30 protein-coding genes are annotated in these 26,366 nt (G+C 69.5%); 20 read left to right on the top strand and 10 right to left on the bottom strand.

What is annotated here, in order from left to right; all coding sequences use genetic code 11:
• Nucleotides 1-111 precede the first annotated feature (111 nt).
• The 4 genes from ACESK5_RS12205 to ACESK5_RS12190 all read left to right on the top strand — a co-directional run bounded on the left by ACESK5_RS12205 (nt 112) and on the right by ACESK5_RS12190 (nt 3,043).
• Nucleotides 112-357: a UPF0058 family protein gene (locus ACESK5_RS12205; protein ID WP_372911844.1), complete on the top strand. Its 246-nt coding sequence runs from the start codon at nt 112-114 to the stop codon at nt 355-357.
• Nucleotides 358-406: 49 nt separating this feature from the next.
• Nucleotides 407-2,131, top strand: coding sequence for a DNA mismatch repair protein (locus ACESK5_RS12200; RefSeq protein ID WP_372911843.1), 1,725 nt, complete (start codon nt 407-409; stop codon nt 2,129-2,131).
• Between the two features lie 143 nt (nt 2,132-2,274).
• Nucleotides 2,275-2,508, top strand: coding sequence for a DUF1059 domain-containing protein (locus ACESK5_RS12195; RefSeq protein ID WP_372911842.1), 234 nt, complete (start codon nt 2,275-2,277; stop codon nt 2,506-2,508).
• A 340-nt stretch (nt 2,509-2,848) separates the two neighbouring features.
• Complete coding sequence (locus ACESK5_RS12190; protein WP_372911841.1) at nt 2,849-3,043, top strand: hypothetical protein; 195 nt, start codon at nt 2,849-2,851, stop codon at nt 3,041-3,043.
• Nucleotides 3,044-3,064: 21 nt separating this feature from the next.
• Here ACESK5_RS12190 and ACESK5_RS12185 read toward each other — a convergent pair whose 3' ends face one another.
• A complete protein-coding gene (locus ACESK5_RS12185; protein WP_372911846.1) occupies nt 3,065-5,401 on the bottom strand; it encodes an ATP-dependent DNA helicase in 2,337 nt (778 codons plus the stop codon).
• A gap of 217 nt (nt 5,402-5,618) precedes the next feature.
• Between ACESK5_RS12185 and ACESK5_RS12180 the strand changes: the two genes are divergently transcribed.
• A complete protein-coding gene (locus tag ACESK5_RS12180; RefSeq protein ID WP_372911845.1) occupies nt 5,619-5,882 on the top strand; it encodes a hypothetical protein in 264 nt (87 codons plus the stop codon).
• Between the two features lie 10 nt (nt 5,883-5,892).
• On the opposite strand, the gene ACESK5_RS12175 is transcribed toward ACESK5_RS12180, so the two are convergent.
• Both ACESK5_RS12175 and ACESK5_RS12170 read right to left on the bottom strand, forming a co-directional pair.
• Entirely contained in the window at nt 5,893-6,279 is a 387-nt protein-coding gene (locus ACESK5_RS12175; protein WP_372911840.1) for a hypothetical protein, read from the bottom strand.
• 61 nt (nt 6,280-6,340) lie between these two features.
• Nucleotides 6,341-7,504, bottom strand: a complete 1,164-nt coding sequence (locus tag ACESK5_RS12170) for an MFS transporter (protein ID WP_372911839.1) — start codon at nt 7,502-7,504, stop codon at nt 6,341-6,343.
• 182 nt (nt 7,505-7,686) lie between these two features.
• On the opposite strand from ACESK5_RS12170, the gene ACESK5_RS12165 reads away from it, so the two are divergent.
• The 4 genes from ACESK5_RS12165 to ACESK5_RS12150 all read left to right on the top strand — a co-directional run bounded on the left by ACESK5_RS12165 (nt 7,687) and on the right by ACESK5_RS12150 (nt 11,852).
• Nucleotides 7,687-9,126: an NAD(P)H-hydrate dehydratase gene (locus ACESK5_RS12165; RefSeq protein WP_372911838.1), complete on the top strand. Its 1,440-nt coding sequence runs from the start codon at nt 7,687-7,689 to the stop codon at nt 9,124-9,126.
• On the top strand, nt 9,119-9,652 hold the full coding sequence (gene moaC / locus ACESK5_RS12160; protein WP_372911837.1) for a cyclic pyranopterin monophosphate synthase MoaC: 534 nt from the start codon (nt 9,119-9,121) through the stop codon (nt 9,650-9,652). The genes ACESK5_RS12165 and moaC overlap by 8 nt, the downstream gene beginning before the upstream one ends.
• A 53-nt stretch (nt 9,653-9,705) precedes the next feature.
• Nucleotides 9,706-10,815: a PQQ-binding-like beta-propeller repeat protein gene (locus ACESK5_RS12155; protein ID WP_372911836.1), complete on the top strand. Its 1,110-nt coding sequence runs from the start codon at nt 9,706-9,708 to the stop codon at nt 10,813-10,815.
• Between the two features lie 155 nt (nt 10,816-10,970).
• Nucleotides 10,971-11,852: an NAD(P)H-binding protein gene (locus ACESK5_RS12150; RefSeq protein ID WP_372911835.1), complete on the top strand. Its 882-nt coding sequence runs from the start codon at nt 10,971-10,973 to the stop codon at nt 11,850-11,852.
• Here the strand turns inward: ACESK5_RS12150 and ACESK5_RS12145 are convergent, their stop codons facing one another.
• Together ACESK5_RS12145 and hflX are read right to left on the bottom strand one after the other, a co-directional pair.
• A complete protein-coding gene (locus ACESK5_RS12145; RefSeq protein WP_372911834.1) occupies nt 11,853-12,266 on the bottom strand; it encodes a hypothetical protein in 414 nt (137 codons plus the stop codon). It lies immediately after the preceding gene.
• A gap of 48 nt (nt 12,267-12,314) precedes the next feature.
• Nucleotides 12,315-13,616 (bottom strand): GTPase HflX, encoded by a 1,302-nt coding sequence (gene hflX / locus ACESK5_RS12140; RefSeq protein WP_372911831.1) that lies wholly within the window; start codon nt 13,614-13,616, stop codon nt 12,315-12,317.
• A 231-nt stretch (nt 13,617-13,847) separates the two neighbouring features.
• Here hflX and ACESK5_RS12135 point away from each other — a divergent pair, with 231 nt between their 5' ends.
• Entirely contained in the window at nt 13,848-14,165 is a 318-nt protein-coding gene (locus tag ACESK5_RS12135; protein ID WP_372911830.1) for an FUN14 domain-containing protein, read from the top strand.
• Nucleotides 14,166-14,198: 33 nt separating this feature from the next.
• Here ACESK5_RS12135 and ACESK5_RS12130 read toward each other — a convergent pair whose 3' ends face one another.
• On the bottom strand, nt 14,199-14,924 hold the full coding sequence (locus ACESK5_RS12130; protein ID WP_372911829.1) for a ribosome assembly factor SBDS: 726 nt from the start codon (nt 14,922-14,924) through the stop codon (nt 14,199-14,201).
• A 265-nt stretch (nt 14,925-15,189) separates the two neighbouring features.
• On the opposite strand from ACESK5_RS12130, the gene ACESK5_RS12125 reads away from it, so the two are divergent.
• Together ACESK5_RS12125 and ACESK5_RS12120 are read left to right on the top strand one after the other, a co-directional pair.
• Complete coding sequence (locus tag ACESK5_RS12125) at nt 15,190-15,489, top strand: NifU family protein (protein WP_372911828.1); 300 nt, start codon at nt 15,190-15,192, stop codon at nt 15,487-15,489.
• Nucleotides 15,490-15,579: 90 nt separating this feature from the next.
• Nucleotides 15,580-15,729 (top strand): hypothetical protein, encoded by a 150-nt coding sequence (locus tag ACESK5_RS12120; protein ID WP_372911827.1) that lies wholly within the window; start codon nt 15,580-15,582, stop codon nt 15,727-15,729.
• Nucleotides 15,730-15,774: 45 nt separating this feature from the next.
• Here ACESK5_RS12120 and trxA read toward each other — a convergent pair whose 3' ends face one another.
• The gene (gene trxA, locus ACESK5_RS12115; protein WP_372911826.1) at nt 15,775-16,107 is read right to left on the bottom strand and encodes a thioredoxin; all 333 of its coding nucleotides are present in this window, start codon (nt 16,105-16,107) and stop codon (nt 15,775-15,777) included.
• A 109-nt stretch (nt 16,108-16,216) separates the two neighbouring features.
• Nucleotides 16,217-16,894, bottom strand: a complete 678-nt coding sequence (locus ACESK5_RS12110; protein WP_372911825.1) for a 2,5-diamino-6-(ribosylamino)-4(3H)-pyrimidinone 5'-phosphate reductase — start codon at nt 16,892-16,894, stop codon at nt 16,217-16,219.
• 173 nt (nt 16,895-17,067) lie between these two features.
• On the opposite strand from ACESK5_RS12110, the gene ACESK5_RS12105 reads away from it, so the two are divergent.
• A complete protein-coding gene (locus ACESK5_RS12105) occupies nt 17,068-18,111 on the top strand; it encodes a glycosyltransferase family 4 protein (RefSeq protein WP_372911824.1) in 1,044 nt (347 codons plus the stop codon).
• A 25-nt stretch (nt 18,112-18,136) separates the two neighbouring features.
• Here the strand turns inward: ACESK5_RS12105 and ACESK5_RS12100 are convergent, their stop codons facing one another.
• Complete coding sequence (locus tag ACESK5_RS12100) at nt 18,137-18,520, bottom strand: hypothetical protein (RefSeq protein ID WP_372911823.1); 384 nt, start codon at nt 18,518-18,520, stop codon at nt 18,137-18,139.
• Nucleotides 18,521-18,656: 136 nt separating this feature from the next.
• Between ACESK5_RS12100 and ACESK5_RS12095 the strand changes: the two genes are divergently transcribed.
• From ACESK5_RS12095 to ACESK5_RS12065, 7 genes are all read left to right on the top strand, one after another.
• Nucleotides 18,657-19,538, top strand: coding sequence for a winged helix-turn-helix domain-containing protein (locus ACESK5_RS12095; RefSeq protein WP_372911822.1), 882 nt, complete (start codon nt 18,657-18,659; stop codon nt 19,536-19,538).
• A gap of 112 nt (nt 19,539-19,650) precedes the next feature.
• On the top strand, nt 19,651-19,845 hold the full coding sequence (locus ACESK5_RS12090; protein ID WP_372911821.1) for a hypothetical protein: 195 nt from the start codon (nt 19,651-19,653) through the stop codon (nt 19,843-19,845).
• Nucleotides 19,845-20,312, top strand: a complete 468-nt coding sequence (locus ACESK5_RS12085; RefSeq protein ID WP_372911820.1) for a type II toxin-antitoxin system RatA family toxin — start codon at nt 19,845-19,847, stop codon at nt 20,310-20,312. The genes ACESK5_RS12090 and ACESK5_RS12085 overlap by 1 nt, the downstream gene beginning before the upstream one ends.
• A 292-nt stretch (nt 20,313-20,604) precedes the next feature.
• Nucleotides 20,605-20,844 carry a hypothetical protein gene (locus ACESK5_RS12080; protein ID WP_372911819.1) on the top strand — a complete coding sequence of 80 codons (240 nt, stop codon included), beginning with the start codon at nt 20,605-20,607 and terminating at the stop codon, nt 20,842-20,844.
• 62 nt (nt 20,845-20,906) lie between these two features.
• Nucleotides 20,907-22,208, top strand: coding sequence for a Single-stranded DNA binding protein (locus ACESK5_RS12075; RefSeq protein ID WP_372911818.1), 1,302 nt, complete (start codon nt 20,907-20,909; stop codon nt 22,206-22,208).
• A complete protein-coding gene (locus tag ACESK5_RS12070; protein ID WP_372911817.1) occupies nt 22,205-24,085 on the top strand; it encodes a hypothetical protein in 1,881 nt (626 codons plus the stop codon). Before ACESK5_RS12075 ends, ACESK5_RS12070 begins: the two co-directional genes overlap by 4 nt.
• Nucleotides 24,085-24,858, top strand: coding sequence for a metallophosphoesterase (locus tag ACESK5_RS12065; protein ID WP_372911816.1), 774 nt, complete (start codon nt 24,085-24,087; stop codon nt 24,856-24,858). The genes ACESK5_RS12070 and ACESK5_RS12065 overlap by 1 nt, the downstream gene beginning before the upstream one ends.
• Before the next feature lie 16 nt (nt 24,859-24,874).
• Here ACESK5_RS12065 and ACESK5_RS12060 read toward each other — a convergent pair whose 3' ends face one another.
• A complete protein-coding gene (locus tag ACESK5_RS12060) occupies nt 24,875-26,257 on the bottom strand; it encodes an MEDS domain-containing protein (RefSeq protein ID WP_372911815.1) in 1,383 nt (460 codons plus the stop codon).
• Between the last annotated feature and the right edge of the window lie 109 nt (nt 26,258-26,366).

The raw sequence follows: 26,366 nt of genomic DNA, 5'->3' as shown, positions 1-26,366 counted from the left end.
GATGACCGACTGACCCTGCGACGACCGACTGGCTCGCGTCTCGCCCGAGTCCCTCGGTAACACCCGACTCACCGCGCCACTTACGAATCTCGAGTGCCTACTAGATTCGCTGTGAACAAAAACGAACTCGTCCACCTCCACGCCCTCCTGGTCCGGGTGGCCGAGGCGTACGTCGAGTGGGGCGTCGCCGAGCGCGACGACTTCTCGGCGTACCACGCCCTCGGGACGACGCCGATGGCACTCCAGTCCTCACGCGCCGACCACGAGACGGCGACGGCCCTCTTGGCACGGACACTCGCCGGACTCTCGGACTCGCCGCGGACCGAAGAGGCGCTGGAGGACGCCACCGCCCGCTGACCAGTCGGATTCGACAAACCACTAAGGCCCGTCCGGCGTAGCCACGGGTATGGGACTGCAGGACTTCTGGGGCGTCGGCCCGAAGACGGCCGAGCGACTCCGCGAGTCGCTCGGAGAGGCCGAGGCCATCGACGCGATCGAGTCGGCGGACGTCCGACTGCTCGTCGACGCCGGGGTGACGCGTGGTCGAGCGACCCGCATCCTGAGGCGGGCACAGGGGCAGGCCGGCATGGACCTGCTGGCGACGCGTGACGTCCGGAAAGTCTACGACGAACTGGTGACGCGAGCGGCCTCGCACGCACTCACGGCGCACGCGGCCGACCGGATTCGCGTCCTCACCCCGCTGACCGACCGGGGGGAGCAGGAGGCCCGACTGGACGAGGCACTCGCCGCCCGTGACGCGTGGCGTGCGCTCGACGACGACGGCCGGGAGCGAGTCGTCGACGCGTTCGCGGCCTACGACGAGGCGGCGGCGACGAGACCGGCCGCCGTCCGTGCCGCGCTCGCGCTTCGAGCGGCGGGACTCGACGGGGAGACGTTCGCGGCCCTCGACGGCGTCGACGAGGACCGACTCGCCGAGGCGGCCGACGCGCTGGAGGCACTCGAGGGCGGCGACGACGTCGCGGCCGGTGCCGACGGCGAACTCGACCGACTCCGGACGCAGTTGGCGGCCGCCGAGGAGCTGGAGGGGAGCGCATTCGACCTCATCGACCGCATCCGCGAGCGGGGCGTCCGCGACCTCTCGGAGTTCCAGAACGCGTTCGTCGAGCACGTCGCGGCGGAGACGGACCTCCCCCGGGGGACGGTGACGGCGGCGACGGCCGACGACGCCGTCGACGCGGCGGATTTCGTCTCCACCTCGCTCCGGGCGCTGGTCTCGGACCTCCGTGACCAGGTCGACGAGCGGGAGGCGGCGGTCAGCGCCGAACTGGCGGAGACGGTTGACGCCGTCCGGGAGGACGTCGAACGGGCGGTGTCGGCAGTCGACGACATCGCCGTCGCGCTCTCGCTCGGACGCTTCGCCGACGCGAACGACCTCACCAGGCCGTCGCTCGTCGAGGACGGCCTCGCGGTGGACCAAGCGCGGAATCTCGCCCTGTCGGACCCACAGCCGGTGTCGTACGGCATCGGCAGCCACTCCCTGTCGGCGCCGTCGTCCGACCGGGTCGCCGTGCTCACCGGCGCCAACAGCGGGGGGAAGACGACCCTGCTGGAGACGCTCTGTCAGGTCGCGCTCCTCGCGTCGATGGGACTCCCCGTTCCGGCCGAGCGCGCCGAGGTGGGTCGGTTCGACGCCGTCGTGTTCCACCGCCGGCACGCCTCGTTCAACGCCGGCGTCCTGGAGTCGACGCTGAAGGCCATCGTCCCGCCGCTCTCGCGCGACGGACGGACGCTGATGCTCGTCGACGAGTTCGAGGCCATCACCGAACCCGGTCGGGCAGCGGACCTCCTCAACGGTCTCGTGTCGCTCACCGTCGACCGCGAGGCGCTCGGCGTGTACGTCACCCACCTCGCGGACGACCTCTCGCCGCTTCCCGCCGAAGCGCGAATCGACGGCATCTTCGCGGAAGGACTCACGGCGGACCTCGAACTGGAGGTCGACTACCAGCCACGCTTCGGCGAAATCGGCACGTCCACGCCCGAGTTCATCGTCTCGAGACTCGTGGCGAACGCCCGGGACCGCACCGAACGACAGGGATTCGAGGCGCTGGCGGCTGCCGTGGGTGAGGAGGCCGTCCAGCAGACGCTCTCCGACGTCCGCTGGTCGAACTGACAGGTATTCCGCTCGAAACTCTCTGATACCAGTAGTAATATCTCGAAATAGTGGACTTAATTCCATCTCTCGCCGCCGGAGTGAAGACATTCGTCCTCTTCCACACGCGAAGCTTTTAATATATGCGTCTATTGAGGAGTACTGTGCAATCTAGTCCCCTCCACTACGTGACGTGCGTCCCCGACTGCGACTACGAAGTCGAGGGACGGGACGAGGGTTCGCTCGTCGACACGATGGCGACACACATGTGGGAGGAGCATCGCCTCCCCGTCGACCCGCTCGACCTCCGCGAGATGATCCGCCCGACTCACCGCATCTCACACAGGGAGACGAACGCCTCCTCGTCCGCGGAGAGCCACGTCTCCAGTCGCTCGTAGTGCGAGCGTTCCCGGGGATAGACGGTGCAGCGGTCCGCCCGGTGTTCGTTCGCTGACGACGACGCTGTGGAGGTCGAACGAGCGTTCCCTCGTGGTGCCGACCGTGTCGGAGTGGACGGCCATCGGGCGACGACTCGCCGTCGTTCGGCACGAACGCTGCTCAGTCGAATATATAGACTAGGGGACAGATAGTGTGAGCCGTGCTGTGTCAGACCGCGGGAGAGACCGATCCACACACCCGGCGGTGACGAGAGTCGGCATTGACCGAGTTGACGCCAGCGCTCGCGCTGCGGGCAGAAAGTGCCGGTTTGAAGTAGCCAGCCGGGGTTCCATCCGTGAGATGGTTGACCCGACCTCCGACCTCGACGAGGACGTCGACGAGAGCAACGCGCCGACCTGTGCCGGCTGTGGGACGAAGCTCGTCCGTGACCCGAACCATCACGTCGTCACCTGGGTCGCCGACAGACAGATCCAGGTCAGACACTTCTGCAGCACCGACTGTCGCGAGACGTGGGACGAGAGCGAACGGGCCTGACGCCGGTCTCGCGCGCGTATCTCAGTCGCGGGCCGACCAGAACCGGTCGAGTCCGAACGAGAGCATGTCGGCGCTGACGGGACGGAACTCCTCGCGTTCGGTCGGCGGGAGGAATCCCCGGACGCTGTCCCACGAGTCACGCGCGTAGCGTTCGTCGACGAGGACGCGAACCCCCCGCTCGTCGGCGCCACGGATGACGCGCCCGAGCGCCTGCCGGGCCTTTCTCACCGCGGGCACGAGGAGCGCAGTCCGGAAGCCGTCGCCGAAGGCGCGGTCGTACGCCGCCCGGAGGGCCTCGGTCCGCGGACTCGACGTGTCGACGATGGGGACGCCACAGACGACGGCCGCCGACAGCCGGTCGCCACGGTAGTCGACGCCTTCCGTCAGGGTCCCGCGGAGACTCGTCACCAGCACCTTCCCGGGGCCGGCGAAGAACTCGCTCTTCAGCGACTCCGTCGCGGCGTCGCCCGAGGACTCGTCGACGAGGACGTCCGTGTCGAGTCTGTCGTCGAGGCGGTCGGCCATCCACCGCGCCTCCGCGTAGTTCGGCATCCCGACGAGGACGTTGCCCGGCGAGCGGGCCACCGCACAGGCGGCGTCGACGTACACCTCCCGCGTCTCCGTCTCCGAGCCGACCGCTCCACGGTTCTCGTACGTGTACTTCGGCGCGTCGACGGCGAAGCTCTCGCGGTGCTCCTCGGGGAAGCCCAGTCCGTAGGTCCGTTCGACGACCGGTCGCCCCCGACCGGCGAGCGAGTCGAGACCCGTCACCTGCCGGAACACGTCCATCGGTTCGAGCGTCGCGCTCATGAGGACGCCGCCGCCGAACTCGGAGAGGCGGTCGGCGATGGCGTCTCCTGGGAGGCAGTTGTGGAGCGCGAGGCGGGCGTTGTAGCCGCGACGCCACCCCGTGGCCGTCTCGTCCCACGTCCGTTCGAGTTCGAGTTCGCGGAAGTAGTTCCCGTGGTCGAGCGCCCGCCACGCCGTGAGCGCTCGCCCGGCCGCCGTCACCGCCCGCGTCCGGTCCTCGTCGTCGAGTTCGTTCAGGACGCGCGCGACGACGGCCCCGACGGCCTCGGCCCGCGTCCACGCGTCGAGGTGGCCCTCCCGCCGGGCCCACCGGGTGAGTTCGTCCTCGTCGGTCGACGCCGGGTCCCTGAGCGGGAGTTCGTGGTCCTCGAACGTCTCCGGGACGTCGTCGAGCGAGGCGCGCCAGTCGGGCCGCTCGCGGTCCAGATACGACTCGACGCGGCGGCCGAGTTCGTCGCGGAGGGCGCCGACGGCGTCCCGGAGCGAGCGGACTTCCGCCAGCGTCACGTCGGCGTCGTCGAACTCCTCGCGGACGAGTCTCGCGTCGTCGGGTTCGCGGCGCTCGCTCTCGAGCCCCGCGTCGTCGAACTCCAGCGGCGTGACGATGCGGTTGAGTTCGGTGACGGCGTCCCTGAGGGTGACGTCGCTCACGCCGTCGCTCACGAGGTCACGCACTCTGGGTTCGAGCATGTGCGCCTCGTCGCAGACGACGAACGTCGACTCGTCCAGCAGGGCTCCGGTGAACGTCGCCGCCGTCGTCGGGTCGAACGCGTGGTAGTAGTTGCCGACGACGACTTCGACTTCGGGGAGGAGCGCGCCCATCACCGAGTGTGGACAGCTCCCGTGGGAGGCGGCGAGGCCCACGAGCGTCTCGGTGTCGACGAGGCCGCGGTCGTCGAACGCGAAGGGGATGGCCTCGGCGGGGTCGCCGTCCTCGGGCAGGTCGTCGAGGTACCGCGCGTAGAACGGACAGAACTCCGTCCCGTCGTACTCGGGCATCTCCGGGAGGTACGGCGTCGCCTCGCCGGCCGTCTCGAGGTAGCGCACGCCGCCGGCCCCCGAGTCCGCGAGCCCCGTCTGCGCCTGTCGGGCCTCCCGTTCGAGCGCGCCGGCGGTGGTCGGGCCGTCCTCGGCCGAGAGGTTCCGGGTGCGTTCGCGGAGCCCCTCGCATCGCTCGTACACGTTCGTCGTGTCGATGCCGCCGCGGCGCTCGCGGGCGTACGGACAGACGTCCGCCTTGCCGACGAGCGTGAGCGCCGAGACGGGCCGCCACTCCGCCGGTAGGTTCGCGTTGATGGTCTCGACGTCGGCCTCGAACTGCCGGAGTTGCTGCTTGACGCTCGTCAGCACCAGCACCCGCTCGTAGTCGCTGTCGGGGTCGCGGACGAGTTCGACGCCGGCGGTGAGCGCCAGCATCGTCTTGCCGGTCCCGCAGGCCCCCTCGACGACGGTGAAGCCCCCCTCCCTGCCGACTTCGATGGCCGTCTCGATGCCGTCGACCTGCTCGGGGTACGGCGAGTCGTGGCCGAACACCTCCTCCCACTGCACGCCCGCCTCTCGCTCCCCGTCACACAAAGCGGTGTCGCCCTGGGCTCTCACGGGCGAGACTGTGTCGGCATCGTATTTGAACGTCCGGCGGCGACAGCCGGCCCCGTGGCCCGAGACCGGCCGACGACCATATGCTCCCGGGGTCGCTAGCCGGGTCGTGAACTCGAAGATCGTCGAACACGACGGCCGACTGCTCGCACGCATCGAGGACGACCACATGGTGTTCGAGGTCAACTTCGACACGCTCGAAGCGACCGACGTCACGCTGCGGTTCCGCCGCGACGGCGAGAAGGTCGGGAGCATCTACAACGACCACGGGACCCAGAAGACGATGGCGCGGCTGACCGTTCCGGGCGAGAACGACTTCATCGGCGTCGAGGTGCCGAAGTCGTTCGTCGCGGAACTGCTCGACGTGGCCGCCGAGACCGGTCGCCTCGCCAACCCGACCGAGGCCGAGGGCTACCGGCACCGGGTGCTCTGAGGCCGGGGGGTCACAGCAGGCTCGCGCCGTGGACCACGACGGCGAGGTTGTTCGCGAAGACGAGGAGGCCGCCGGCGACGAGCAGACCGAGCCACAGTTCGACGGTCAGCGCGAAGCGCTCCCGGAGTCGGGGTGGCGTCTCCCGGAGCAGACGGAGGAGCGCGGCGAACCCGCCCGCCGCGACGACGACGGCGACGAGGTTCGCGGCGACGAGTGCCCACAGCGGCCCCGACAGCAGGGCGGCGACGAGCGGGTTCGCCTCGGCACCGACGCCGAACCGCGCGGCCGCTCCGAGGGTGGTCAGGAGGTCCACCGTGACGAGCAGGAAGAGCGCGACGGTGAGCCAGTCCCAGTACTCTTCGCGGCGGTTGCTCGAATCGCGAGCGGGCACGTCCATCGAGTCACGGTACGCCCTCATCGCGTATCAATCCTCAGAATAGTCTCGCGCGGACGAACGCTCACGCCGAGGCGTCGGGGAGTCGCCCCGCGGCCGAGAGCACCCCGAGCGTGACGACGACGACGACCATCCCGGTGGCGAAGACGCGGAAGACGGCGTCGAAGGCGTAGCCGGCCTCCACGAGGAAGCCGACGACGCCGCTGCCGGTCGCCTCGACGAGGAGCGAGAGGCCGCTGAAGACGGCGTAGGTGCTGCCGCGCGTCCCCGCGGGGAGCGCCCCCAGGACGTACGCGTCGAGCGCCGGGAAGAGGCTGTGGATGGCGTAGCCGACGAGGAGCGAGACGGCGACGAGGCCGACGACTCCCCGCGCGAAGGTGAACGCGAACAGCCCCGCCGTGAACAGACAGAGCAGTCCGAGGATGTAGGGGACGTGCGGGAGGCGGTCGGCGAGTCGTCCCCCGACCCAGAAGGCGGGGACGCCAGCCGCGAAGGTGACGGTCAGGAGCGTACTCGCCGTGGCCGCGTCCAGCCCCCTGGCCGTGGTGAGGTAGACGACGTAGAAGTTGAACAGCCCCTGCCAGACGAACCCCGCCGTGGCGATCATCAGGATGCCGGTTCCCATGACGTGCCAGTTGCCGAGCGCGGCCCGGAAGGAACGGTCCGCGCTCGTCTCCGGGCCCGCCTCGTCGCGGGTGCCGACGACGAGCGCGCCGGTGACGAGGAGACACGCGGTCGCGAGCCCCCAGAAGACCGCACGCCAGGAAGTCACCCCGAGGACGACGACGACGGCCGTCGGTGCGACGACGGAAGCCAACTGTGCAGCGGTGCCGTGGACGCCGACGGCCCGTCCGACCCCGTCGGGGAAGAGGTCACCGATGAGGGGGACGGCCGCGGCGAAGTACGCGCCGGACGCCAACCCGACGAGGAGCGAGCCGAGCTGGAGGAGTCCGACGGTGGGGGCCATCGCGGTGAACGCGGCGGCGACGGCGAGGAGGAGGCCCGCGGCCACGACGACACGTTCGCGGGGTGTCCGTGTGAGGAGGTAGCCGACGGGGAACCGCACGGCCCCGGTGCCGAGCCAGACTAGCGAGGCGACGAGGCCGACGGCCGCGGGCCCGACGTCGAACGCCGCCTGGAGTTCGGGGAGGAGCGGGGCGAACGCGGTCCGCCCGAAGTTGACGAGGAAGACCAGCCCGAGAAGCGACCCGAAGAGACGGCGTGTCACAGCGGGAGTCGAAGTGGTCGGCGGTAAAGCGTTGCGAAGTGGTCGGCGGTAAAGCGTTGCGAAGTGGACGGCCGTAACGCGTCGGGTTCTCGCCGGCGTGCCGCTCACGTCGCGGCGGTCGGGAGGCGTCCCCGACGGAGCCGACACGCCCATTTAGGTGCCACCCGACCGAAGTCCGAGCCATGATAACCGCAGGACGGATGGCCGCCGTCGACGCCAACGCGGCCGCGCTGGGCGTGCCGCGCAAACAGCTGATGGAGTCGAGCGGGAACGCCGTCGCCCGCGTCGTCCGCGAAGTGGCACCGGACGCAGAGCGCGTCGCCATCGTCGCCGGCCGCGGCAACAACGGGGGCGACGCGTTCGTCGCCGCGCGCTTCCTCGATGCGTTCGACACCCGAACGTACCTCCTCGGGCGACCCGAGACCATCTCGACCGACATCGCCCGCGAGAACTACGAGGCCCTCCGGGAGGCCGAGTACGCCGTCGAGACCGTGACCGACTCGCGGGACCTCGACGTCGGCGACCCGGACGTCGTCGTCGACGCCATGCTCGGAACTGGCGTGACCGGCGCGCTGCGCGACCCCGAGGCCGCGGCCGCGCGTGAGGTAAACGCGCTCGACGCGACTGTCGTCGCTGTCGACGTCCCCTCGGGCGTCGACGCCGACACCGGCGAGTCCGAGGGGGTCGCCGTCGAGGCGGAGCACGTCGTCACCTTCCACGACGAGAAGCCGGGACTGTCCCGGCTCGACGCGACGGTACACGTCGCGGACATCGGCATCCCCGCCGCCGCCGAGACGTTCACCGGCCCCGGCGACCTGCTGGCGCTGGGCCGCGACCCGCAGTCGCACAAGGGCGACCACGGCGAGGTGCTCGTCGTCGGCGGTGGGCCGTACACCGGTGCGCCGGCACTGGCCGCGGGCGCGGCGCTCCGTGCCGGAGCGGACCTCGTCCGCGTCGCCTGCCCCGAGAGAGTCGCCCGCGAGGTTCAGGGCTACAGCGAGAACTTCATCCTGGTGCCGTTCGAGGGCGAGACGCTGGCCCCGGACCACGTCGACGGCCTCCTCCAGCGAGCGGCCGACCACGACGTCGTCGTCTTCGGACCCGGCCTCGGCGCCGCGGCGGAGACGCTCGAGGCGGTCGGTGAGTTCCTCGCGCGGTACGACGGCCGGGCAGTCGTCGACGCCGACGCGCTCCAGGTCGTCCCCGAGGTCGAGACGGACGCGACGCTCGTCTGTACGCCCCACCAGGGCGAGTTGCGGAAGATGGGCGGTAGCACGTCCGAAGAGTGGCGCGAGCGGGAGGCACTCGTCGCCGAGTTCGCGAGCGACCTCGGCCACACGCTGCTCGTGAAGGGCGCGTACGACGTCGTCAGCGACGGGACCGAGACGAGAGTCAACCGGACCGGCAACCCGGGCATGACCGTCGGCGGCACCGGCGACGTCCTCGCAGGGGTCGCCGGCGCGGTGCTCTGTACCCAAGAGCCGCTCGACGCGGCGGCCATCGCCGCCTACGCGAACGGCCGGGCGGGTGACCTCGTGGTCGAGGAACGCGGGTTCGGGCTGGTGGCGACCGACCTGCTCGAACGGGTCCCCGAGGCGATGTGGGGTGAGCGGGATGAGTGACCCCGACGCGCCGACCGGTGAGGACCCCCGTGAGACCGACGCGGGCGACGAACTCACCCACACCGACACGGAGGGGAACGTCCAGATGGTCGACGTCGGGGCGAAGCCCGACTCGGACCGGCGGGCGGTCGCCCGGGGGACCATCTACCTCCAGCCGTCGACGGTCGACGCCGTTCGCGCCGACGACATCGGGAAGGGCGACGTGCTCGCCACCGCGCGGGTGGGTGCGGTCCAGGCCGTCAAGCACACGTGGGAGACCATCCCGATGTGTCACCAGATTCCCATCACGAACGTCGACACCGAGTTCGAAGTGGAGACGGACCGAATCGTCCTGACCGTCACCGTCGAGACGACGGGGAAGACCGGCTGTGAGATGGAGGCGCTGGAGGGCGTGACGACCGGGCTGAACGTCGTCTGGGACATGGTGAAGGCGGCCGAGAAAGACGAGGCGGGGCAGTACCCCGACACGCGAGTCACCGACGTCCACGTGGTGCAGAAGGAGAAGGCGGTACGCGAGGAGGCGTGAGGACAGAGGAGAAAACCTATCACGGCTCGTAAACGACAGCGTGCGAGACTGCGATGCCCTCCCCTCGCGCTCCCCGCTCACGCCGTCAGTTCCTCCGGACCGCCGCCGCGGCCGCCGGGACCGGTCTCACCGCGGCCGTCGCCGGCTGTAACGCGCGGACCCTCCGCTCCGGAGTGGACGTCCACTTCCAGACGCTGGCCGTCGACTCACCCCCCATCGGGCTGGTGAAGACGGGCGTCTGGTTCGTCGCCGCCGGGAGAGACGGCCGGGTGGTCGGGATGGACCCCGACGACGGCGAGGTGCAGTGGGCGACGGACACCGTCGCCGAACTCCAAGCTCCCCCGGTCGGACGTGCCGGACGGGTGTACGTCGCCGGCACGGACGCTGTCGGCGTCGACGCCGCGAGCGAACGCTGGCGCACGTCGCTCCCGGGAGTCGCCAGCGCGCTCACCGTCGAGAGCGACACCGACACCGTCACAGTCGGCACCGAGGGCGGACACGTCGTCGCCGTCGACAGCGGTGACGGGACCTTCGTCGACGCCGACGACGGCGAACGCGTCTGGGAGGCGCGGCTGACCGAGTCGGGGAGGGCCCGCGTCGACGCGCTCGCGACGCGCGACGGCGTCGTCTACGCGGGGTCGCGAGACGGCGTCACCGTCGCCTTCGACGCCCAGAGCGGTGCGGTGCGGTGGCGCGTCGACGCCGCCGCGAGTGCCGTCGCTCCGGCCGAGGGCGACGTCCTCCTCGGCCGTCGACGAGTTCACGGCGTCCGCGGCGGCGACAGTGACGGCGCCGTGGCGTGGAGCCACGACACCGGGACCGACTGGACGACCGGGATGTCGGTGACGACGCAGACGTCGGGCGCGCGGTGGGTCCTCGTGGGGAACCGGACGAGAGACGGGTACGCGCTGGCGCTGTCAGGCGACGGCGAGCGACTGTGGAGGGAGCGACTCACGGGACGCGCAGCGGCGCTCACGGCCGTCCGCGACGGTCGGTTCGCCGTGGGCGTCGAGGGCGAACGACCGGGCGTCCAGCAGTTCACGACCGACGGCGACGCGACGTGGTTCTTCGAGACGGAAGCGAGCGTCGTCGACGTCGCCTTCGGCGGCAACCGGGTGTGGGCCGTGACGGCGAGCGGGAGCGTCGTCGGACTCTCCGGGTAAACGGGACGAGGTAGGCGGGACCGGACGCGGGTGGCTACCGACAGAGTCGGCCGCGAGACGGCTCGCCGTCGTTGCGTGGGGCTGAGCCGCTGTCGTCGGGCGACCGGGTCCGGGCCGACAAAACCCTCATTATCGTTCGACCGAAGGCACAGACGATGCGAGTGCTCGTCGCGGGCGCGACAGGCTTCGTCGGCTCCCGACTGGTGCGGGCGCTCGACGACCGGGGGGACGACGTCGTGGCCTTCTCCCGAAGTGCCCGTGACACGTCGTTCCCGAAGGGGGTCGAAACGTTCGAAGGTGACCTGGGCAACCCGGCCTCCCTCGGCGGCCTCTGTGCCGACGTCGACGTGGCGTACTACCTCATCCACTCGCTCACGGCCGAGAACTTCGCCGACCGGGACCGGCGGTACGCCCGGCGGTTCCGCGAGGCGGCGTCGGGTGCCGGCGTCGACCGGGTGGTGTATCTGAGCGGAATCAGCGGCGACGAGGGTGACCTCTCCCCCCACCTGGCGTCGCGGCGGGAGGTGGAGTCGGTTCTGTCGGAGGGGGCGTTCGACCTCACGGTGCTCCGCGCGGCGATTATCGTCGGAGCCGAGAGCGCGAGTTTCCGTATCGTCGACGACCTGACCGACCGCCTCCCGGTGATGGTGGTCCCCGAGTGGGTCCGCACGCCGTGTCAGCCCATCGGCGTCGACGACACCGTCTCGTACCTCGTTGGTCTGCTCGACGCCGACGAGACGCGCGGCGGGACGTACGACATCGGCGGCCCCTCCGTGTGGTCGTACGAGTCGCTGCTCGAACTGACCGCCGCAGAGAAGGGGAGACGGGTGTTCATCCTCCCCGTGCCGGTGATGACGCCGGAACTGTCCTCGCACTGGCTCCGGTTCACGACCGACGTCAAGTACGCCATCGCCCGTCCGCTGGCCGAGAGTATGCGCCACCCGGTGACGGTGGACGAAGAACGCGACCTCCAGCGCGTCGTTCCCATCGACCGGACACCCATCGACGACGCCATCAGGCAGGCGCTGTCGGGGTAGTCACGCCGACTCGACGGGAATCGTCCGCGCCCGGCGGAGCGGGTCGAGGTGGGTCTTCGCCGCCTCGTCGAGCGGGAACGTCCCGTGGATGTCTGCGGGTTCGCGGCCGTGGACGACGCGCCCGAACGGGTTGGCGACCGCCGGGTACGCCCGGGTGAGGAGGCGCTCGACCGACGTGGGGACGCCGCGCCGTCTGAGCAGTCGTCCGACAGTGTCGCGACCGACGTGGACGGTGTCGTCCTCGACGAGGACGAACGCGAACGGCCGCGCGCCGAACTGCGCCCGGAGGAACGCCTGGACCTCGGCAGTGTTCCAGGGAACGGCGACGATGTCGGTCGAGCACCGCGTCACCGTGTCGGCTGCGGCCCGGAAGATGGCGTTGCTGCCGTCGTAGACGAGAAGCGAACGGGTCACGGTCGACCTAAGGGCGCTCGCGTGATTGAATCTTCCCACCTGCGCCGGTTACGCCGACTCGACCGCCGCCAGGTCTGCGGCCTTCGCCCGTGCCTTCGACACGACGGCGGGCCGTGCCTCGAACTCGAGGGTGACGGAGTCGCCGTCGTACTCCTCGCGCTCGACGTTGCCGTGGTCGTGGACCCACGAGACGAGGCTCATCGTGTCGTCGGTCATCGGGAGGAGGAGGCGTTCGTGCTGCCAGTCGGGGAGTTCGGCCTCGATTCTGGCCGTGAGTTCCGCGACGTTCTCGCCCGTCAGCCCCGAGACGGCGACGGGGTTCGGCGCGAGCGCCGACAGCGCCCGCTTCTTCTCCGCGAGTTCGTGCTCGTCGACCTTGTCGACTTTGTTCAGCACGGTGACGATGGGCGCTTCGTTCCGCTCGTACAGCGTGTCGTGGCAGGTGACGAGTTTCTCGCGCATCTCCTCGGTCGACTCGGAGGCGTCGACGACGAGGAGGACGAGGTCGGCGCGGTAGACCGAGTCGAGCGTGGACTTGAACGACTCCACCAGCCAGTGCGGGAGGTCCGAGATGAAGCCGACCGTGTCGGTCAACAGAACGTCCCGGGTCCCGGTGTCGGCCCGGCGGGTCGTCGTTCCGAGCGTGGTGAACAGGCGGTCTTCCGACTCGGCGGTGGGGTCGAGGTCGGGGTGGAGGTCGTCGTTCTCGTCGACCGAGAGGTCCGCGGCGAGCTGGCGCATCAACGTCGACTTCCCGGCGTTGGTGTAGCCCGCCAGGGCGACGAGGTCGAACCCGGACTCGCGTCGCTCCTCCCGCCGGGTCTCCTCCTTGTCGGCGATGGCGTCGAGTTCCCGTTTGATGCGGGCGATCTGCGCCTTGATGTCCTGTTCGCGGCTCTCGTCGTACTCGCCGAGGCCCATGAACCCGGGACGCTCGTCCCGCTTGGCGAGGGAGGCTTTCGCCTCCGCTCTCGGCAACTCGTACCGGAGTTCGGCCAGTTCGACCTGTAGCTGGGCCTTCTTCGTGTGAGCGCGCTGGCCGAAGATATCGAGGATGAGCGTGAACCGGTCGACCACCTCGACTTCGTCCGGGAGCTTCGAGCCGATGTTGAACAGTTGGTAGGGACCGACCCGATTGTCGACGATGACCACCTCCGCCCCCGTCTCGACGGCGAGCGCGGCCAGTTCCTCGACCTTCCCCTCGCCGAACATGTACGCCGCGTCCTCCTCGCGCGACTGGGTGAGTTCGCCGACGACGTCGTATCCGGCCGCCCGGGCGAGGTCACGGATCTCCGTGAGGTCGGCCGTGCCGCTGTCGACACGTTTGGCGACGATGGCGTCCCGACTCATCGGGTCGCCTCCGTGGTGTGTTCCAGCACTGTTGTCGGGGGTTGGCCGTCGAGCGGCTTAAGCGGGCGGGCGTTCGTGATGGGAATCTCACACCTCCATACCCCGTGTACAGCCTCACGGGTATTGTATGTTACCTCGTGCCACGAGCCTTCGCCGAACTGGGGACGAACCTGTCGACGTGCCGACTGGAACCCCACAAACGACTTATGCTGACCCGCGCGATGTGGCGCTATGGTCGACATCAACCTCCAGCAACTGGGGCTCGAACTCGGGAGTGGGGCGGTCGTCGGCGGAATCATCGGTTTCGCGGCCAAGAAGGTCGCGAAAATCGTCGCCATCATCATCGGACTCGAACTCGCCCTGTTCAAGTTCCTCGAGTCCCGGCAGATACTCATCGTCGACTGGGAGCGACTGACGGCGGGTATGATCGAGACGGGGGAGGCGGCCGCCTCGGGGACGCCCCCCGACTGGATCATGACCATCCTGTCGACGCTGTCGGTGTCGGCCGGCTTCACCGGCGGGTTCCTGATCGGCTTCAAGAAGGGATAGTCGCGGGGCGCCCGTCGCCGCGCCGGAGCGGACCTACCGAACGTTCAGGTCGTCCTTGTCCTTGATGATTCTCGTCTCCGCCTCGCCGCTCGTGACGTCGTTCACGAGGTCGTAGAAGTCGTTCTGCATCCCTGCGGGGAAGGTGAGGACACCGACCCACGACCCGTCGCTCTGCCACTCCTCGCGTTCGAGGTCGCCGAACTGCCGGATGCGCGCCTGTGCGCTGCCGGCCTTGTCCGCCGGAACCTGGACGGCGATGGTCACCTCGGAGAACCGGATGGGGATGACGGGTCGAAGCGCCTCCAGGGCGTCGTCGACCTGTGTCTCGACGGGTTCCATCGGGTCGACGCGGAAGCCGGCCTCTTCGAGGGCACGTTCGATGCGGTCCGGCGGGTGTGGCGCGTCGTCCATCTGGGGGTTGACCGCGTTGCGCGCGATGCGGTCGATGAGCTGTCTCCGTTTCTGCTCTTGCATCTCGCGGCGCTGTTCGGCCGTAATCTGTATCTCACCGCGCTTGACAACCTCCGGGATAATCTCCATCGGGTCCGTCGTCTCGAACACCGTCTTCAGGTCCGACTCCGCCGGGCGGTCCCCCCGGGACGCGTCCTCGAAGACGTCCTCGGCGGCGATGACGTCTTCCAGGTCGCCGTCGAACTCCCCGCGCTTGATTGCGAGAGCGGCGTCCGGGTCGATGAGGACCTCGAAGCGTGCGCCGTGCGATTCGAGTCGAGCCGTGACCGCTTCGTCGAGTGAAATCATACCGCAGGCTACCACCTCCGAATTTAAAAGCCCTCGCAGCCCCGGGGCGGGTCGCCGGAGGACCCTGGTTCCGTCCCGTGGACGGGCCGACTGACCCAAAGCCCCCGAGAGACGCGCCACGCTGGAGACGGACGCGGTGAACCGCCGACCCCTGCCGCGATAGGGCGCCCGGACGCGGTGGCGAAGAGCAGAAGGCGACACTTCAGTCGCGGCGCGTCCCCGACCCGCGAGTAAGCGCTATATCCGTTGCCCGCTCGTAGGACGTATGGACACGTCGACAGAGACGGAACCGCTCGAACGACGCCTCGAGCGGTTCATGAACCGGAACTTCCCTCAAATCGCGATGCACGGTGGCACCGCGGGCATCGACGGCATCGACGAGGAGACGGGCGAGGTGTGGCTCACGCTCGCCGGGGCCTGCTCGGGGTGCGGCATCTCACCGATGACGATTCAGGCGCTGAAGTCGCGGATGGTGATGGAGTTCGACGAGGTCAGCGAGGTGCACGCGTCGACCGGATACGGCTTCGACGACGAGCGCCCGGACCTCTCCGACGTTCCGTTCTGATTCGTTTAGTGGGTGGTTAAGCCCCTGAATGCGTCGGTTTAGCTCGCACACGCTCCGCGTACTTAACACGGGACCACGTCTCTTGTCGATATGCTCTCACGGGAACGACAGACGTTTCACGTCGTCTGTCACGACTGTTCGTTCGAGTCGCTCACCGCATCCGAAGCGGAGGCCAGCCGGCTTGCCGACGCCCACCGCACCGAGGACGGTCACCAGGCGCAGTACGCGCGGATTCAGTGAACGCGGCCGCTCGGCGCTGCGAGAACCGCACCGAGAGTCGTCCGTCTACGATAGTTCCGCGACGACCGCGAGCAGGTCGTCTTTGTCCTGCACGCCGATGAGTCGCTTCGCCTCTTCGCCGTGGGCGTAGAACTGGAGCGTCGGGACGCTCCGCACCCCGGCGTCGCGGGCGAGGTCCTGCAGTTCGTCGATGTCGACCTTCACGACGGCGGCCTCGGACTCGGCAGCGATTTCCTCGATGGTGGGTTCGAGCATCTTGCACGGGCCGCACCAGTCGGCGTGGAAGTCGACGAGGACGACGTCGTGTTCGGCGACGAGTTCTTCGAAGTGTGCTTTGCTCTTCGCGTGGATCGGCTCGCCGGGCTGTACAGTGCTCATAGACGCAGTTGCGGCGCGACGTTCTTAAGGGTTGAGAACCGTTGTCAGTCGGCTGCACAGCCGCACGAGCGCGGCGGATCGGGTGACACGGGAATCTCGTACCGGTCGGTCACACCACGTCGTACCACAGCACCACGCCGTCGTCGAGGCGTTCGACGTCGCGGAGGTCGAGTCGTGGGAACGACTCGACGAAGCCGTCGCCGTCGACGAGCGTCGGCGCGTCTCGTCCACCGACGACGAGCGACCCGACGTAGACCGAGAGTTCGTCGACCAGTTCGGCACCGAAGAGCGACGCGATGAGTTCGCCGCCACCTTCGACCATGAGCCGGTCGACACCGGCCGATTCGAGCGCCGAGAGGCCGTCTGCGAGGTCAGCGTGTCCCGACTCGTCCGTCCCGACGACGTGGACGGAGACGTGCTCGCCCACGCCGTCGAGCGCCTCGCGGCGCGACTCGCTGGCGGCATCAGTCACGAGGAGGTGCGTCTCTGCCGCGTCGTCGAGAACGCGGGCGTCCAGCGGGGTCCGCCCCCGGGAGTCGGCCACGACGCGGGCGGGGTTCCCGGACCGACCCGTCCGGAGGCGGTGGACGCGCCGGTCGTCGTCGTCGAGCGTCAGGTGGGGGTCGTCCGCGAGGACGGTGCCGACGCCGACCATGACGGCGTCGGCCGCGGCGCGGAGGCGGTCGACCCGGTCGAAGTCCGTCTCGCCACTGATCCGCAACTGTTGGCGACGCCGGGTCGAGAGCTTCCCGTCCACGCTCGTCGCGGCGTTGACGACGACGTCCATACCGTCGAGTGAGCGGGGGGAGTCAACTACCTTTCGTCGGCGTCGGTGGACCGGTCGGCGTCCGGCGACGGACGCGGCCGAGAACAGTCGTCGTCGCTACACTTCCACGGGCTGACGACAACCGTGGCCATCGCCATGAATTATATAGTGGCTCTCGGAAGCATGTGTCAATCATGTCGCTCGAAGTGCTCTGGCTCGGCTGGGGATATCCGCCGAACGTGACCGGTGGTCTCGACACGTTCGTCGGTGAGATGTTCGAACGGTTCCTCGACCGGGGCGTCGACATCGAACTCGTCTTGCCGGGTGAGTACGCGCCCGAAGGCCGCGACAACATCGTCGGCGTCCCGACAGGCGACGGTGACATCATCACCCGCATCGGCCGCCTCTCCGCGGAGTTCGCCGAACGTGCCGAGGGGAAAGACATCATCCACACCCACGACTGGTTCGGCTACGGCCCGGGGTCGCGAGCGATGAACAACACCGACGCGACGTGGGTGACGACGTTCCACTCGCTCTCTTCGGACCGGAACATCGACCCGCCACAGCGTGAGGTCGAGACCGAACGGCGCATCGTCGACCGCTGTGACGAACTCATCGCGGTGAGCCACATCACCGCTCGAAAGGTGAGAGAGGAGTACGGCGGGGAGTCGGAGGTCATCCACAACGGCTTCTCGACCGTCGAACCGACGGGCCGTGACATCAAGGCCGAACTGGGAATCGACGGGAAGATGCTGTTCTACGTCGGACGACACACCGACCAGAAGGGTCTCTCGCACCTCATCTACGCCATGGAGAAGCTCCGCCGCGACGACGTGACACTCGTGATGGGCGGGAGCGGGCACCTCACGGAGCAGTTGATGAAGTTCGCCGAACTCCTGGGCGTCCAGGACCAGATCGAGTGGGCGGGCTTCGTCGAAGAGCAGTACCTCGGCGACTACTACTCCTCGGCGGACCTGTTCGTCTCCCCCTCGCTGTCGGAGCCGTTCGGCATCACCATCACCGAGTCGCTCTCCGTGGGAACGCGCGTCGTCGCCACTGAGTGCGGGGCCGCGGAGGTCATCCCCGAGTCCTGCGTCGTCCCCGCGGAGGTCGACTCGGGGTCGCTCGCGGACGCCATCGAGCACGGCCTGTCGCTCGAGGGGCCCCTCGAGTACGAGCCACGGACCTGGGACACCGTCGTCGACGAGCACATCGACTTCTACGAACGAATCGCCTGAGACGAGCGCGCGGCGCGTCGTCGGGTTACCGGAGGACCCGGACGTCTGTGACGGGTTCGGGGTGACGGATGGCGTAGCCGTCGCGGGTCGACCGCAGGCCCTCGTCGGGGAACTGCTGTCGGGCGGACTGGTACGGACTGTCGTCGCGGGCGGACTGGTACGGACTGTCGCTGCGCGCCGACTGGTACGGACTGTCGTCGCGGGCGGACTGGTACGGACTGTCGCTGCGCGCCGACTGGTACGGACTGTCGCTCGTCTGTGGCGGACGCTCGAAGTCCTCGGGCGGGAGGTAGATGCGCTCGCCCGACTCCGAGCGGACGACGACGGCGGTGTCCCGGTCGCCCGTCATCTCTATCAGCGTCTCGCCGTCGACGATGTCTACGGTGAACTCGACGTCTTCGCCGGCCATGCGAGACGTTGTGTCGGGGGAGTACTTAACTGTCGGGCACAGCCGCGGTACGACCTCACCTCCCGCGACACACAGGCGTGTGCCGCCCGAAAACAGCCGACGCGAACTTAATAGCGCCCGCGTCGCAGCCCCTGTCATGAGTGACCGGCCGACCGACGCCGAGCGGGGAGACACCGGCGGTACCGACGGCGAGGACGAGGGTCTCACGCCCGCCGCGGCGTTCGCCCTCCTCGGGGAGCCGACCAGACTCGCCATCGTCCGGGCCGTGTGGGAGGCGCCGGCCGACGTCGTCTCGTTCTCCGACCTGCGTGACCGGGTCGGGGTCGCCGACACGGGACGGTTCAACTACCACCTCGGCAAGCTCCGTGGGCACTTCCTCCGGCGGGTCGACGGCGGCTACGAACTCCGACAGGCCGGGCTGGAAGTCGTCCGGGCGGTCCTCGCGGGAGTCATCAACGAGGCACCGGTCCGCGACCCGGCCCCGGTCGGCGCCCCGTGTCCGGACTGTGACGGCCCGTTGCTCGTGAGCTACGACGGTCACGGCACCGTCTCGTGCGGCGACTGTGAGACCGTCTGGATGCACAACGAGTTCCCCCCGGCGGGACTGACGGGCCGGGACGCGCCCGCGCTGGCACGGACGCTCGACCGCTGGACCCGCTACCGCTCGCTCCTCGCGTTCGAGGGCGTCTGCCCGACCTGTGCGAGCGAGACCGGGTGTGACGTCGAGTCGACCGAGCGGGGGCCGTTCGCCGAGCGGCGCTGTACGCACTGTGGACACGTCTCGCGGGCACCGGTCTGGGCACTCGTCCTCGACCACCCGGACGTCCAGCGGTTCTTCGACTCCCGTGGCGTCGACGTCCGGGTACGTCCCTTCTGGGAACTCGCGACACACGCCGTGCCGTCGTCTGCCGGTGGGGGTCAGGACGGGTTCGTCGTCGAGTTCTCGGTCCGGGGTGACTGCCTCCGCGTCGGCGTCGACGCGGCCCTCCGGGTGACAACAGTCGCCCGGGAGCGGTGACCCACCGGGAGACCGACCAGTCACCCGACGGACAGAACGGCGCTTCTGCAACCCACCGGACAGAAGTGTAGTTCTGCTGTTATTTATCGTCCGGGGCTGCGTACGGGGGTGTATGGTACGACAGAACCGAACCGTTCGTCTCGTCGCCGGCCTCGCGTTCCTGGTGGCCGCAGCAGTGCTGTTCACCGGTCTCGTCTCGCTCGGGCCGCTGACGACTCTCGTCGCGGCCGTCGACCTGGTAGTCGGACTCGCGCTCGTCGCCTCCGGCCTCCGCCGGGGCGCGGGTCGTCCGACGGAGGTGGCGTGATGCAGTTCGTCGACTCGCGGCTGTTCGACGCAGCGCCGGCAGACGTCTGGGCGGTCATCTCCGACTTCGACCGGTACGCCGAGGTGGCACCCAACCTCTCGCGAGTCGACGTCCTCGACGGCGACGGCGTGGGGATGCACCGGGCGTGTACCGACACCGACGGTCGGACCTGGACCGAGACCTGTACCGCCTGGGAGCCCGAACGCCGGTACGCCGTCGAGGTCCACGTGGCGGAGAGCCCCTTCCACCGACGACTGTTCCACACCTTCTCCGGGGAGTGGGCGATGGAACCGCGCGACGAGGGGGTGCTGGTCACGATGACCTTCGGCTTCCTGCCCCGGTACGGCCCGCTGGGACGGCTGGTCGGTCGACTGCTCGAACGCGAGGCACGGCGGCTCACGGCACCTATCTTCGACGGGTGGGCGCGCGAACTCGACGTGTCCCCGAGACCACTCCCGACGGACTGACCCCACCAGGCGGTGGGCCAATAGACACTTTACAGCCACGCGTCGAGTGGTGCGTGTGTACCGACGTCGCGTGCTCGCGCTGACGGGCGCCGTCGTCGGCGCCCTGTCCGGATGCAGTGGACGCCCGTCGACGGGAAGGACGGCGTCGACGGACACGTCTGCGAGTACCGGGCTGCCGACCGACGCCTCGACCACGACTCCTCCCCCCGCGAGACACCTCGGTCGGTTCGTCCTGTGGAACGACGACGACGAGCGACACCGGGTCGGGATCACTGTCAGTCGAGGCGACGATGTGGTCGTCGACGAACGACGTGACCTCGGCCCCGGTGCCGCGGCGGACGTCGAGAACCCCATCGAGACGCAGGGCGTCTACTCGGTCGTCTCGACTGTCGACGGGGAGCGGCGGGCCGAACGGGAGTGGCGAGTGTCGAACTGCGACAGCGTCGAGTATCTGCAGGTTTTCGTCGACGACGACGTGGCAGTGGAGATTCGGACGAAGCGACAGACCGTCGACCCCCCGCCGACCTGTTGACTCGGCCGGGGCGCCGGGTGCGTGGAACGCTTTTTACGAGAGCCCGCCCATACCTCCTCCCGATGGACATCGACGACCATGCCGAGGAGCTCGCCTCCGCCCTCGGCGTCGACAAAGCGGAGGTCAAAGCGGACCTGCAGAATCTGCTTCAGTACAGCGTCCCCATCGAGGAAGCGAAACAGAGCGTCCGGCGGAAACACGGCGGCGACTCCGGGGGGAGCGGGTCGGCGCCGTCGGCGAAAGACGTCGGGGCGATTACCCCCGAGAGCGGGAACGTGACGGTCACCGCCCGGGTGCTCACGGTCGGGACGCGCTCGATCCAGTACCAGGGCGACGAACAGATCATCCGCGAGGGGGAACTCGCGGACGAGACGGGGAAGATATCGTACACGTCGTGGGAGGACTTCGGGTTCGAGGCGGGCGACTCCGTCACCATCGGCAACGCGGGGGTCCGCGAGTGGGACGGCGCGCCCGAACTCAACCTCGGGAGTTCGACGACGGTGGCGATGGCGAACGAGACGGTCGAGACGCCGTACGACGACGAAATCGGCGGGGAAGCGGTCCTCGCCGACCTCGAACCCGGTGACCGCGGGCGGGCGGTCGAGGTTCGCGTCGTCGAAGTCGAAGAGCGGACCATCAACGGTCGGAGCGGCGAGACGGACATCCTCTCCGGGGTCCTCGGCGACGAGTCTGGCCGGCTTCCCTTCACCGACTGGGAACCGCGCGAGAACGTAACCGAGGGCGCGAGCCTCCGACTCGAGGGCGTCTACGTCCGGGAGTTCCGAGGCGTTCCGTCGGTGAACCTCTCTGAGTTCACGACGGTCACGCCGCTCTCGGAGTCGGTGGCGGTCCGGGAGTCCGCCCCGCAGCTGTCGATTCGCGAGGCCGTCTCGTCGGGCGGGATGTTCGACGTCGAGGTGGTCGGCAACCTGCTGGAGGTCCGCGACGGGTCGGGGCTCATCGAGCGGTGCCCCGAGTGTGGACGCGTCGTCCAGAACGGCCAGTGTCGCACCCACGGCGACGTCGACGGCGAGGACGACATGCGCGTGAAGGCCATCCTCGACGACGGCACCGGCGCCGTGACCGTGGTGCTCGACCGTGACCTCACGGAGTCGGTGTACGGCGGGACGATGGCCGAGGCGCGCGAGCAGGCCCGCGAGGCGATGGACAAGGAAGTCGTCGCCGACGGCATCCGCGACCGGGTCGTGGGCCGGGAGTACCGCGTCAGGGGGAACCTCTCGGTCGACGACTACGGTGCGAACCTCGACGCCAACGAGTTCGCCGAATCCGACGACGACCCCGCCACGAGAGCACACGAGGTGCTCGAACGGGTCGCCGACGAGCGCGAGGAGGTGTCCGCATGAGTTCGAACGCGACGAGCACGGACGCCACCGGCGCCGACGAGAGCCGACCGAGCCGAGAGGTCGCCTACCGCCTGTTCGCCGCCGAGTTCGACGACGCCTCCTTCTCGTACTCGGAGTCGGACGAGGAGCGTGCGCCGAACTACGTCGTGACGCCGACCGGCGCGCGGGTGAACCGCCTGTTCGCCGTCGGCGTCCTGACCGAGGTGGAACCGGTGAACGACGACGTCCTCAGGGGCCGAATCGTCGACCCGACGGGCGCCTTCGTGAGCTACGCCGGGCAGTACCAGCCCGACGAGATGGCGTTCCTCGACCGGGCGTCGCCCCCGGCGTTCGTCGCGCTCTCGGGGAAGGCCCGAACTTTCCAGCCCGAGGACTCCGACCGCGTCTTCACCTCCGTCCGTCCGGAGTCGATGAGCCGCGTCGACGCCGACACCCGCGACCGGTGGACCGTCTCCACCGCCGAGGCGACGCTCGAGCGGGTCGGCGTGATGGCTGCCGCGCTCCAGTCCGGTCTGCGCGGCGGCGAACTCGGCGAGGCGCTCCGCGCGGCGGGCGTCGACGAACCGCTCTCGAAGGGGATTCCCCTCGCCATCGACCACTACGGGACCACGCCAGACTACCTCGCCGCGCTGCGCCGACTCGCACTCGACGCGCTCGAAGTCGTCGCGAACGAGCGCGACAGCGTCCGCGCACTCGACCGTGAACCGGGTGCGGGCGACGGGAACGCCGACCTCGCCGCGCTGGCGGCCGACATCGAACTCGCCGCGTCCGCGACAGCGGGAACGGCCGCGACGGACGACGGCACGACGACTCCGGACCCGACGTCGGACCCCGAACGCGAACCCGGGGCGACCAGCGCCGACGCCGGCGACGCCAAAGCGACTGAGTCGGCGGCTGGAACGGCCGCATCGGCCGAGGCCGCCGGGGACACGGACGCGGAGTCGATTCCGGAGTTCGACGACGCCGGCGGCGCCGACCCCGACACGTCGACGTCGTCGGCCGACTCGACCCCCGAACCGAGCGCCGACGCGGACACCGCCGAGGCCACGTCTACCGAAACCACCTCGGCGACGAGCGGAGAGGCGGAGTCGACCGCCGAGACCGACGCGCGCGGGACGGCGGAGACGACCACCTCGACCGAACCAACGGACGCGACGCCGTCGGCGGACGACGAACTCGGCGACTTCGAGAGTGACGCCGGAACGACCGCAACGACCGACGCCGGGTCGGAACTCGGCGACTTCGACGCCGACGAGACGGCGTCGTCCCCAACGAGCGAGGCGGAGACCGTCGAGCGCAGTGTCGGCGCGGACGCCGACGCTGACAACGACGTGACGGCCGCGGACGGTGTCGAGGCCGACCTCGACGAGGAGGGGATGTACGAACTCGACCCGGAGGAGCGCGCACAGATCGAAGAGGAGTTCGGCACCGAGTTCTCCACGGGCAGCGAGGTCGCACCGGCGGGCGAGGCAGACATCGACGTCCCGTCCGTCGACGAACTCGACGAGGAACTGGGCGAGGACCGCGCCGACAGCGAGTCCGAAACCGCCGAGCCGGCGAGCGACGAGTCACCGAACGAACCCGCGACGGACAGCGCACCGGCCGCCGAGCGCGCCGAGCGTGCCGAGTCGACCGGGACCGACGACGAAGGTGCGGTGGACGAGTCGGCCGCCGCGGAGGACGTCGACATCGAGGCCGCCGCCGTCGACGCGATGGACGCCCTCGACGACGGCGACGGAGCCTCCCGCGAAGCGGTCGTGGCGCGCGTCGTCGACGAGTACGGGGTCGACCCCGGTGCCGTCGAGGACGCCATCCAGAGCGCACTGATGAGCGGACAGTGTTACGAGCCGACCGAGGACTCGCTGAAGGCCATCTGATGTCGCGACGGGCGCGCGTCGAACCGGTCCCCGGCGAACCGGCGGCGGTCGCACGGACGGACGCGGAGCGCGTCCTCGTCGTCGCCGACTACCACGCGGGCATCGAGGCCGGCCTGCGCTACGAACGCGGGGTCGAACTGGAGAGCGCGGCCGACGTCCGCCTCGCTCGACTGGAGCGCCTCCTCGACCAGACGAGTCCCGACAGACTCCTCGTGTTGGGTGACCTCGTCCACCGCATCGGACCGCCCGACGGCGACGAAGTGGACGAACTCGTCCGGGTCGTGGACCGCGTGACCGACCGGGTGCCGATGACGCTCGTCCCCGGGAACCACGACGGCGGAGTCGCCGACGCGGTGGCCGAACGGAGCCTCGAACTGGACGTCGCCGGGTCCGGCGGCGTGCGACACGGGCCCGTCGGGTTCGTCCACGGGCACACCTGGCCCGCGAGCGACGTCCTGCATGCCGAGGTGGTCTGTGTGGGACACGAACACCCGACCGTGAGACTCGAAGACGAGGTGGGCGGGAGTCGCGTCGAGCGGGCGTGGCTCCGCGGGCGAGTCGACCTGTCGGCATTCGAGGGAGACGTCGAGGACGCGTCACGCGGCCAGCCACCGGAACTCGTCGTCGTCCCGGCGTTCAACGACCGCTCCGGGGGGACGTGGGTCAACGTCGAGGGACAGTCGTTCCTCTCGCCGTTCCTCCCCGACGCGCTCCCCGACGGCGACCTGTACCTCCTCGATGGGACGCGACTGGGCCACTACCGGCGCGTCTGAACCGCGGCCGTCGCGGTCAGCAGTCGACCGGTGCGCGTTCGAGACGGAGGCGGACCGGTTCGTCCGCCGTCGCCGGGAACTCGACGCTGCCACCACCGTTCTCGACGGTCCACTTGACCAGCCACAGTCCGAGGCCGGTGCAGTGGTTCAGCGGCGTCTCCAGCCCGTCCCGAAGTGCCCGGCGGGCGTTCCGCGGGACCGGGCTACCGGGGGCGGTGACGTCGAGGTGGACGCCGTCCGGGGTGTCGTCGGCCACGCGTACCCCCACTCGGCCGGGAGCGTCCTGTGCGCCGAGCGCGTACGCGAACAGTTCCGCGAGCGCGACGTCGAGCACCTGGTCCGCGACGACGGTGACGTCCGTGTCACCGGCGACGGAGAGTTCCGCCGACGGGTAGTCCGACGCGACGCGCTCGACTGCATCGTCGACGACCGACGAGAGCGACAGTCGCCCGACGTTCGACGCCTCCAGCGTGCGCTGGACGAATCGCGCGTTGGTGGCCGTCTGAACCACCCTGTCGACGTGGTCGGTCGCGGTGGCGACCCGGGTGGCGTGTTCGTCGTCGAGCCAGTCAGCCCCACGGACCTGTTCGAGGACGCCCCGGACGACGTTGAGGTGGTTTCTGACGTCGTGGCGGAGGACCCGGTCGACGACGGCGAGTCGCTGTTCGCGCCGCTCGACCTGTCTGGTCGCCTCCGTCAGCCGGTACGCCTGTTCCAGCATGAGCGAGGCGTTCACCGACGACTCCGTCGTCGAACGGTACTCGTCGGGGGAGACGTAGAACGGGTTCTCGCAGATGCTGTCGCGGTAGACGACCTGTCGGTGGGTCCAGAGCGCCTTCGCGACCGACTCTTCGCTGAACCGGTTCAGGTCGTACTGACAGAGCGACGTGACGGGGAGGTCCGGACAGACCGCGTCGAACTCCGCCTCGAACTCGACGACGTGGTCGTAGTCGAGGTCGGTGTGGAAGCACCACGACACCTCGCCAGCGACCCACAGACCGTCGTAGGCGTCCGCGGCGCTCTCGTGGACCGCCTCCTCGAGAAGCGTGACGAGTCGCCCCGGGTCGAACGCGGCTTCCCGGTACGCGTCGGAGCCCGCGCGAATCTGGAGGTCGCCGGCGTCGACTCGAGTGTCGACGTCGATGCCGGCGGCACGAAGCGCGGTTTCGACGGTCGACCGCGTGTTCGAGTCGAGGAAGTACAGACAGCGGTTATCACGGTCGAGTCCGGCCTCGACGAACGCGGCCGCGACCCGCCGTTGCCACTCGGGGGAGTCGTAGAAGAACGCGAGGTGGCGTGCGAGGTCGGACCGCCGGAACTGGATGGGCAGACGTCCGGTCGTCGCCGACGACTCGCCGTCCCGTCGGCGTCCCGGTGTCGAACATCCCTGCTCGGACATACGCCGGTAGTCGAACCCACGGGGCCGAATACCTGTCGGCTGACAGATGTGGAGCGGACGGGTGACGCGCCCGTCCTCAGACGATGGCCGCCAGCGTGAACAGCGAGTA

Origin of the sequence: Salinigranum sp., assembly GCF_041641895.1 — an archaeon.
Taxonomy (GTDB): Archaea; Halobacteriota; Halobacteria; order Halobacteriales; family Haloferacaceae; genus Salinigranum.
Note: the sequence above shows the minus strand (reverse complement) of the source record. Positions and strands in the feature narration are given on the sequence as shown.

Excerpts from the sequence above, each read along its gene's own strand:
- ACESK5_RS12150 (WP_372911835.1), top strand. The coding sequence starts at position 10,971 with ATGCGAGTGCTCGTCGCGGGCGCGACAGGCTTCGTCGGCTCCCGACTG.
- ACESK5_RS12070 (WP_372911817.1), top strand. The coding sequence starts at position 22,205 with ATGAGTTCGAACGCGACGAGCACGGACGCCACCGGCGCCGACGAGAGC.
- ACESK5_RS12180 (WP_372911845.1), top strand. The coding sequence starts at position 5,619 with ATGGTGTTCGAGGTCAACTTCGACACGCTCGAAGCGACCGACGTCACG.
- ACESK5_RS12075 (WP_372911818.1), top strand. The coding sequence starts at position 20,907 with ATGGACATCGACGACCATGCCGAGGAGCTCGCCTCCGCCCTCGGCGTC.
- ACESK5_RS12200 (WP_372911843.1), top strand. The coding sequence starts at position 407 with ATGGGACTGCAGGACTTCTGGGGCGTCGGCCCGAAGACGGCCGAGCGA.
- ACESK5_RS12165 (WP_372911838.1), top strand. The coding sequence starts at position 7,687 with ATGATAACCGCAGGACGGATGGCCGCCGTCGACGCCAACGCGGCCGCG.
- ACESK5_RS12105 (WP_372911824.1), top strand. The coding sequence starts at position 17,068 with ATGTCGCTCGAAGTGCTCTGGCTCGGCTGGGGATATCCGCCGAACGTG.
- ACESK5_RS12120 (WP_372911827.1), top strand. The coding sequence starts at position 15,580 with ATGCTCTCACGGGAACGACAGACGTTTCACGTCGTCTGTCACGACTGT.
- ACESK5_RS12060 (WP_372911815.1), bottom strand. The coding sequence starts at position 26,257 with ATGTCCGAGCAGGGATGTTCGACACCGGGACGCCGACGGGACGGCGAG.
- hflX (WP_372911831.1), bottom strand. The coding sequence starts at position 13,616 with ATGAGTCGGGACGCCATCGTCGCCAAACGTGTCGACAGCGGCACGGCC.
- ACESK5_RS12090 (WP_372911821.1), top strand. The coding sequence starts at position 19,651 with ATGGTACGACAGAACCGAACCGTTCGTCTCGTCGCCGGCCTCGCGTTC.
- ACESK5_RS12125 (WP_372911828.1), top strand. The coding sequence starts at position 15,190 with ATGGACACGTCGACAGAGACGGAACCGCTCGAACGACGCCTCGAGCGG.
- moaC (WP_372911837.1), top strand. The coding sequence starts at position 9,119 with ATGAGTGACCCCGACGCGCCGACCGGTGAGGACCCCCGTGAGACCGAC.
- ACESK5_RS12095 (WP_372911822.1), top strand. The coding sequence starts at position 18,657 with ATGAGTGACCGGCCGACCGACGCCGAGCGGGGAGACACCGGCGGTACC.
- trxA (WP_372911826.1), bottom strand. The coding sequence starts at position 16,107 with ATGAGCACTGTACAGCCCGGCGAGCCGATCCACGCGAAGAGCAAAGCA.
- ACESK5_RS12110 (WP_372911825.1), bottom strand. The coding sequence starts at position 16,894 with ATGGACGTCGTCGTCAACGCCGCGACGAGCGTGGACGGGAAGCTCTCG.
- ACESK5_RS12175 (WP_372911840.1), bottom strand. The coding sequence starts at position 6,279 with ATGGACGTGCCCGCTCGCGATTCGAGCAACCGCCGCGAAGAGTACTGG.
- ACESK5_RS12085 (WP_372911820.1), top strand. The coding sequence starts at position 19,845 with ATGCAGTTCGTCGACTCGCGGCTGTTCGACGCAGCGCCGGCAGACGTC.
- ACESK5_RS12135 (WP_372911830.1), top strand. The coding sequence starts at position 13,848 with ATGGTCGACATCAACCTCCAGCAACTGGGGCTCGAACTCGGGAGTGGG.
- ACESK5_RS12065 (WP_372911816.1), top strand. The coding sequence starts at position 24,085 with ATGTCGCGACGGGCGCGCGTCGAACCGGTCCCCGGCGAACCGGCGGCG.
- ACESK5_RS12100 (WP_372911823.1), bottom strand. The coding sequence starts at position 18,520 with ATGGCCGGCGAAGACGTCGAGTTCACCGTAGACATCGTCGACGGCGAG.
- ACESK5_RS12190 (WP_372911841.1), top strand. The coding sequence starts at position 2,849 with ATGGTTGACCCGACCTCCGACCTCGACGAGGACGTCGACGAGAGCAAC.
- ACESK5_RS12130 (WP_372911829.1), bottom strand. The coding sequence starts at position 14,924 with ATGATTTCACTCGACGAAGCGGTCACGGCTCGACTCGAATCGCACGGC.
- ACESK5_RS12155 (WP_372911836.1), top strand. The coding sequence starts at position 9,706 with ATGCCCTCCCCTCGCGCTCCCCGCTCACGCCGTCAGTTCCTCCGGACC.